Source organism: Mycobacterium sp. 1423905.2, from assembly GCF_001673155.1.
GTDB lineage: Bacteria > Actinomycetota > Actinomycetes > Mycobacteriales > Mycobacteriaceae > Mycobacterium.
This window is the reverse complement of sequence record NZ_LZLE01000128.1, coordinates 1-5139: the sequence shown is the minus strand read 5'-3', so window position 1 is coordinate 5139 and position 5139 is coordinate 1. Positions and strand designations below refer to the sequence as shown.

Here is a 5139-nt window from a genome sequence, read left to right as displayed (position 1 = left end):
GTCGGCTGAGTTTGCGAGCGGTGCGCTAAGCGCGGCACGTCTGCGCCGCATACTTCACCGTTGTGGTCGACGGCGTGTTGAATTGCGCGTCGAGGGTGAGCGTGGGGTGCACCGCTTGGTCCTGGACACCCAGTCGCTTGAGTTCCAGCAAGATCTGCACGGTGTCGGGGGCGGTCCGGCGCGCATTAGTGTCCCGGTCCGGACGCATGCTGGCCTCACCGGAGTTGATGGCGAGGTCGTCAGTGTCTTGCTCCGGACCCAGCTCGACGAACTTGGTGCCGTTGTTGGCGACGCTGTATTTCAGGATGTAGCCGACGAAGCCGGTGGCTCGGGTGCCGATAGGTGACGGGGGTAGCGGTTGAGCGAATCGGACCACCAGTTCCAGTACGCCGGCGCGGGGATTCTTGACGTCGACGGCTGACACGGTGATGTTCGGCGGCGGCTTCGGACCGTCGTGGGTTTGACAGCTGAGTCGGTTAGGCAGCCGCGCCCAGTCGTCCTTTGGCGGCTTTGTCGAGAAGGCAAAGGCGACACCAACCAACGTCAGCACCAACGCGATCGGGATGGTCACTCGCACCACCGTGGGCACCTGCGCCCAGCGGCGAGCCAAGCCGCCCGGCGGTGCGTCGGCTAGGGGGCGACGGCGGTCGGTCCACCGCTCACCGTCCCAATACCGTCGCCCCGCTGAGCCGTCCGGATCGGCATACCATCCTGGCGGTGGCGAAGTCGCCACGGTCACGCTCCGTTCGGGATTGCAGTCAGGTCAGCGGGGCTTGCGGGGTTCACGGTGGGGAGTCCGGCGACTCCGGCAGCGGGTCGAGGGTGGTCACCCGATCGCCTTGCCATTGAAAGCCGACGGTCGTCAAGGTGCCGTCCTCGCACGCGTCACAGCTCTGCCGCGAGCGGTAGGTGAGCACCACGATGCTCTCGGTGGACGCCGGCTTCTCGATCTGGGTGAAGGCAAACGGCCTGGGCGTCGCGGTCTGGACGAATGTTCCGCGATGGAAGAACAACACCTGGTCGGGTGAGCTGCGCGTGGCGTCCTGAACGGTCAGTACCACCGCGGACAGATCCGCGCAGGCGTTGTATGCGCTTGATTCCGGGGCGGGATTCCACGGTTTACCGGTCTTGGCATCGGGCGGAATCTTGGCCAGCGCCGCCGCCACCGCGGTGGCCTCGTCGGGTCCGCACGGACCGACGTTGCCGGCTGTCGTCGTAGCAACCGGCGCGGTGTAGAACGTTCCCGTGGCCGGCGCGGGCCCCGCGTCGCGGTGCTGGTTTCCTCGGGCGAGGAACGCGGCGGTCACCACACCGACACAGACGGCCGCGACCGATGCGGCCACCACCCACCCGGTGCGTGCTGACCAGCGCTGCGCCGGCGGTGCAAGGGTGTCGACGTCATGTGAAGCAGGCGGAGGCCAGCCGGGGTCGACCTCGTCAGCACCCATGGACGTCACAGACCTCTTTCGATACCGTCTCGACCGCGCACCGGCCTCGGCGCACTGCAGCCAGAATGTGCTGGTAGCAGCGGCGACGTCGCCGCCGATCAGCGGCTGAGTCCGCCCACCGGGACTTTCTCGATTGGGGGCTTCACAGCAAGCTACCGCATACTAGACGGCATGCCACGAGCGACATCACCGCAAACCGCCGGCCGTGCGCCGCGCGGTGTGCTGGTGACTGGTCGGGACATGTGATGGCGCGTTCGGGCGGTGCGCACCGCCTTCGCGCTCGCCGCGAGCCGTCCCGCGTTCGCAAGGGTGTGACCCGCGGCTTTATGACCGTGGTGTCGCTGGTGGCGGTGGGAATGACCGGTGCCGGTTACTACGTCGCGCATGGCGCTCTGGGCGGCATCACGATTTCTCAGGCACTGACTCCGGAGGATCCACGGTCCTCCGGCAACAACATGAACATCTTGCTCATCGGCCTGGACTCCCGCAAAGACCAGGACGGCAACGACCTGCCCTGGTCGGTGCTCAAGCAGCTACACGCCGGAGATTCCGATGACGGCGGCTACAACACCAACACCTTGATCCTCGTGCACGTCGCGGCCGACGGCAAAGTGGTCGCCTTCTCGATCCCGCGTGATGACTGGGTGCCGTTCACCGGTGTCCCGGGCTACAACCACATCAAGATCAAAGAGGCGTACGGGCTGACCAAGCAGTACGTCGCCCAGCGGCTGGCCAACCAAGGCGTAAGCAGCCAGCGGGAATTGGAGATGCGCGGCCGGGAAGCCGGGCGGACAGCCACGTTGCGCGCGGTGCGGGCGTTGACCGGCGTCCCGATCGACTACTTCGCCGAGGTCAACTTGGCCGGCTTCTACGACATGGCCCAAACCCTCGGCGGCGTCGAGGTATGCCTCAACCATCCGGTCTACGACTCCTATTCCGGCGCTGACTTCCCGGCGGGACGCCAGCGGTTGGACGCGTCTCAGGCACTGGCGTTCGTCCGCCAACGCCACGGCCTAGAGAACGGTGACCTCGACCGCACTCACCGCCAGCAGGCTTTTCTGTCGTCGGTCATGCACGACCTGCAGGACTCGGGCACCTTCACCAACTTCGACCGGCTCAACAGCCTGATGGCAGTGGCCCGCAAAGACGTCGTCTTGTCGGCCGGCTGGGACGAGAGCTTGTTCCGCCGGATGGGCGAGCTGGCCGGCGGGAACGTTGAATTCCGCACGCTGCCGGTGGTGCGCTACGACAACATCGACGGCCTGGACGTCAACATCGTCGACCCGGCGGCCATTAAAGCCGAGATCGCGGCGGCGATCGGCGCGGCCCCGCCCACGTCGGCCACGACGACCACGGCCGTCAAACCCAGCCCTAATACCGTCGTCGACGTGATCAATGCCGGCAGCATCAGCGGGATGGCGAGTCAGGTGTCCAGCGCCCTGCGTAAGCAGGGCTTCATCGCGGGCACCGTGCGCGACCGCAACTCGGGCGATCCGTCGAGCACCACCGTGCAGTATGGTCCCGGCGCGGAGACCGACGCCCAGAACGTGGCCAACCTGCTCAGCATCGACGCGCCGGCGCAGCCCAGTCCCAGTCTGGAACCCGGACACGTGCGGGTGGTCGTCGACACCAACTTCGCGTTGCCCGAGGCAGAAGAGACTACGACCACCACGACGACGACCACGTCGAGCAAGCCGAACACCTACTACTACAACGGCACCACGACCACCTATCCGACGCCGGACGAGGGCAAGCCGGTCACCGGCGGCGGGGTGCCCTGCGTAAATTAACGCTAGGCGTGCGTTCCGCCGTCGATGCGGATCTCGGTGCCGGTGATGAAGGCGCCGTCCTCGGACAACAGCATGGCGATGACACCGGCCACCACCGCCGGGTCGGCCATGCCGGTACCGCTGGATTTCACCGTGGTCGGCAAAATTGGCATCAACCTGGTGAAAAGCTTCCAGTCCGCGTCTTGAGGGATGTATCCGCCGGTGGCATCGGTGATGCCGGACTTGATACTGCCCGGCGCGACGCACACCGCGCGCAATCCCTGGCCGGCGTATTCCAGGGCGAGCGAGTGGGTGAACGCCTGCACCCCGCCCTTGCTGGCGGCGTAGGCCGCCATGTACGGGTGGGCGAACGACGCCGAGGTGGAGCTGAAGTTGACGACGGCGCTGCGCGGGTTGTCCAGGAGCGCGGGCAGCGCCTGACGAACCACCAGGAACGTACCGGTCAGGTTGACGGCGATGATCCGATTCCACAATTCGGCGCTGGTCTGGTGGGTGTGCGCGGCCCGCAGCATGCCGGCCGCGTTGACCAGCGAATCCAGACCGCCCAGGGTGTCGACGGCAGACCGTACGCCGTCGACGACATGCTGTTCATCGGCAACGTCCATCTGCACCGCGGTAAACCGGTTCGCGCCCTGCTCCGCGCGTGCCCGGGTGGCGTCCAGACCGTCGGCGAGGATGTCGGCGCCCACCACCGTGGCGCCTTCGGCCAGCAGGCGCAGCACGGTGGCCTGTCCGATGCCTGATCCCGCGCCGGTTACCAGGACTCGCTGCCCCTGCAGCCGCTGCATCTCACACCACCCCGCGCAACGCGTCGGCGCCGAACATCTGCTCCATCATCGAGGAGTAGTCCGGCCCGCGCCGCAGGATGTGACCGCCGTCGACGTTGATGCACTGGCCGGTAATCCAGTTGGCGGCGTCGCTGAGCAAGAAGATGGCGAGGTTGGCGACGTCTTCCACCTCACCCACTCGGGGCAGCGGCGTGCACTCGGCGTAGTCGCCGCTGATCTCCGGGGACTGGATCACACTCGCGTCGACCAGGTCGGTGCGGATCAGGCCCGGACGAATGCTGTTGACCCGCACCCACGACGGCCCGAGTTCGTCGGCGGCCAACTGCATCATGTGGTCGATGGCCGACTTGGTGACCCCGTAAGGGCCGAACCAGCGATGGGTATTGCTGGCGGCGATGGAGGAAATCCCGACAAACGAGCCACCGCCGCCGCGCACCAGTTCGCGCGCGACGTGCTTGAGCACGTACATGGTTCCGTTGACGTTCAAGTCGACGGTGCGTCGCCACGCCTCGGAGTCGGTATGGGTGATCGGTCCCACGGTCAGCGATCCGCCGGCGCAGTGCACCGCGCCGTCCAACCGGCCGTGCCACGCCGTCGCGGCGTCGACCGCTCGAGTCACTTCATCTTCATTGGTGACGTCGGTCGGCTCGTAGCGGACCGACCCGCCGTTGGCGGCCAACGCCTGGAGTTCCTCGACGGCGCCCGCGAGCCGGTCGGGGTTGCGGCCGACGATCATGACGGACGCTCCGGCCGCGACCAGACCGGCCGCCACCCCTTTGCCGATTCCGCTACCGCCGCCGGTGACCAGGTAGGTCCGGTCCGGAAAAGAAAGCTGCACTGCTTGCCCCTCACGCCGAAACTGAAACAGGTTCTAGCCATCGAACCATGCGGACGAACCGGGCATAAGTTCCAGGCCACCGCCGTTCAGACCGACGTGACCGACATAACCGCGGTCCGGGCGCGCCCGAGCGGGTTGCCGCTGCGATCGTCCGCCTCGCCGACAAGCTGAAGACGTCGAGGGCGTCTTGCGTTCACCCAGGCAACGCGCCGCCGCCGGAGCCACGGTCGGGTTGGCCGGCGCCGCAGCCGGTCTGGTTGCGCTCAAGCGGCGCG

5 protein-coding genes are annotated in these 5139 nt (G+C 67.0%); 1 reads left to right on the top strand and 4 read right to left on the bottom strand.

What is annotated here, in order from left to right; all coding sequences use genetic code 11:
- Positions 1–25: 25 nt before the first annotated feature.
- Both A9W95_RS07065 and A9W95_RS07060 read right to left on the bottom strand, forming a co-directional pair.
- Entirely contained in the window at positions 26–739 is a 714-nt protein-coding gene (locus A9W95_RS07065) for a DUF2510 domain-containing protein (protein WP_371328033.1), read from the bottom strand.
- Between the two features lie 43 nt (positions 740–782).
- Entirely contained in the window at positions 783–1448 is a 666-nt protein-coding gene (locus tag A9W95_RS07060) for an LppP/LprE family lipoprotein (protein WP_067410110.1), read from the bottom strand.
- A 245-nt stretch (positions 1449–1693) separates the two neighbouring features.
- Here A9W95_RS07060 and A9W95_RS07055 point away from each other — a divergent pair, with 245 nt between their 5' ends.
- Positions 1694–3238, top strand: coding sequence for an LCP family protein (locus A9W95_RS07055; protein ID WP_067410107.1), 1545 nt, complete (start codon positions 1694–1696; stop codon positions 3236–3238).
- A gap of 2 nt (positions 3239–3240) precedes the next feature.
- On the opposite strand, the gene A9W95_RS07050 is transcribed toward A9W95_RS07055, so the two are convergent.
- Both A9W95_RS07050 and A9W95_RS07045 read right to left on the bottom strand, forming a co-directional pair.
- A complete protein-coding gene (locus A9W95_RS07050; RefSeq protein ID WP_067410104.1) occupies positions 3241–4026 on the bottom strand; it encodes an SDR family NAD(P)-dependent oxidoreductase in 786 nt (261 codons plus the stop codon).
- Position 4027: 1 nt separating this feature from the next.
- The gene (locus A9W95_RS07045) at positions 4028–4864 is read right to left on the bottom strand and encodes an SDR family oxidoreductase (protein WP_067410101.1); all 837 of its coding nucleotides are present in this window, start codon (positions 4862–4864) and stop codon (positions 4028–4030) included.
- Positions 4865–5139 lie beyond the last annotated feature (275 nt).

What these genes read in the sequence shown, in the direction of transcription:
- A9W95_RS07060 (WP_067410110.1), bottom strand. Translation starts at nt 1,448, where the DNA reads ATGGGTGCTGACGAGGTCGACCCCGGCTGGCCTCCGCCTGCTTCACAT.
- A9W95_RS07055 (WP_067410107.1), top strand. Translation starts at nt 1,694, where the DNA reads ATGGCGCGTTCGGGCGGTGCGCACCGCCTTCGCGCTCGCCGCGAGCCG.
- A9W95_RS07050 (WP_067410104.1), bottom strand. Translation starts at nt 4,026, where the DNA reads ATGCAGCGGCTGCAGGGGCAGCGAGTCCTGGTAACCGGCGCGGGATCA.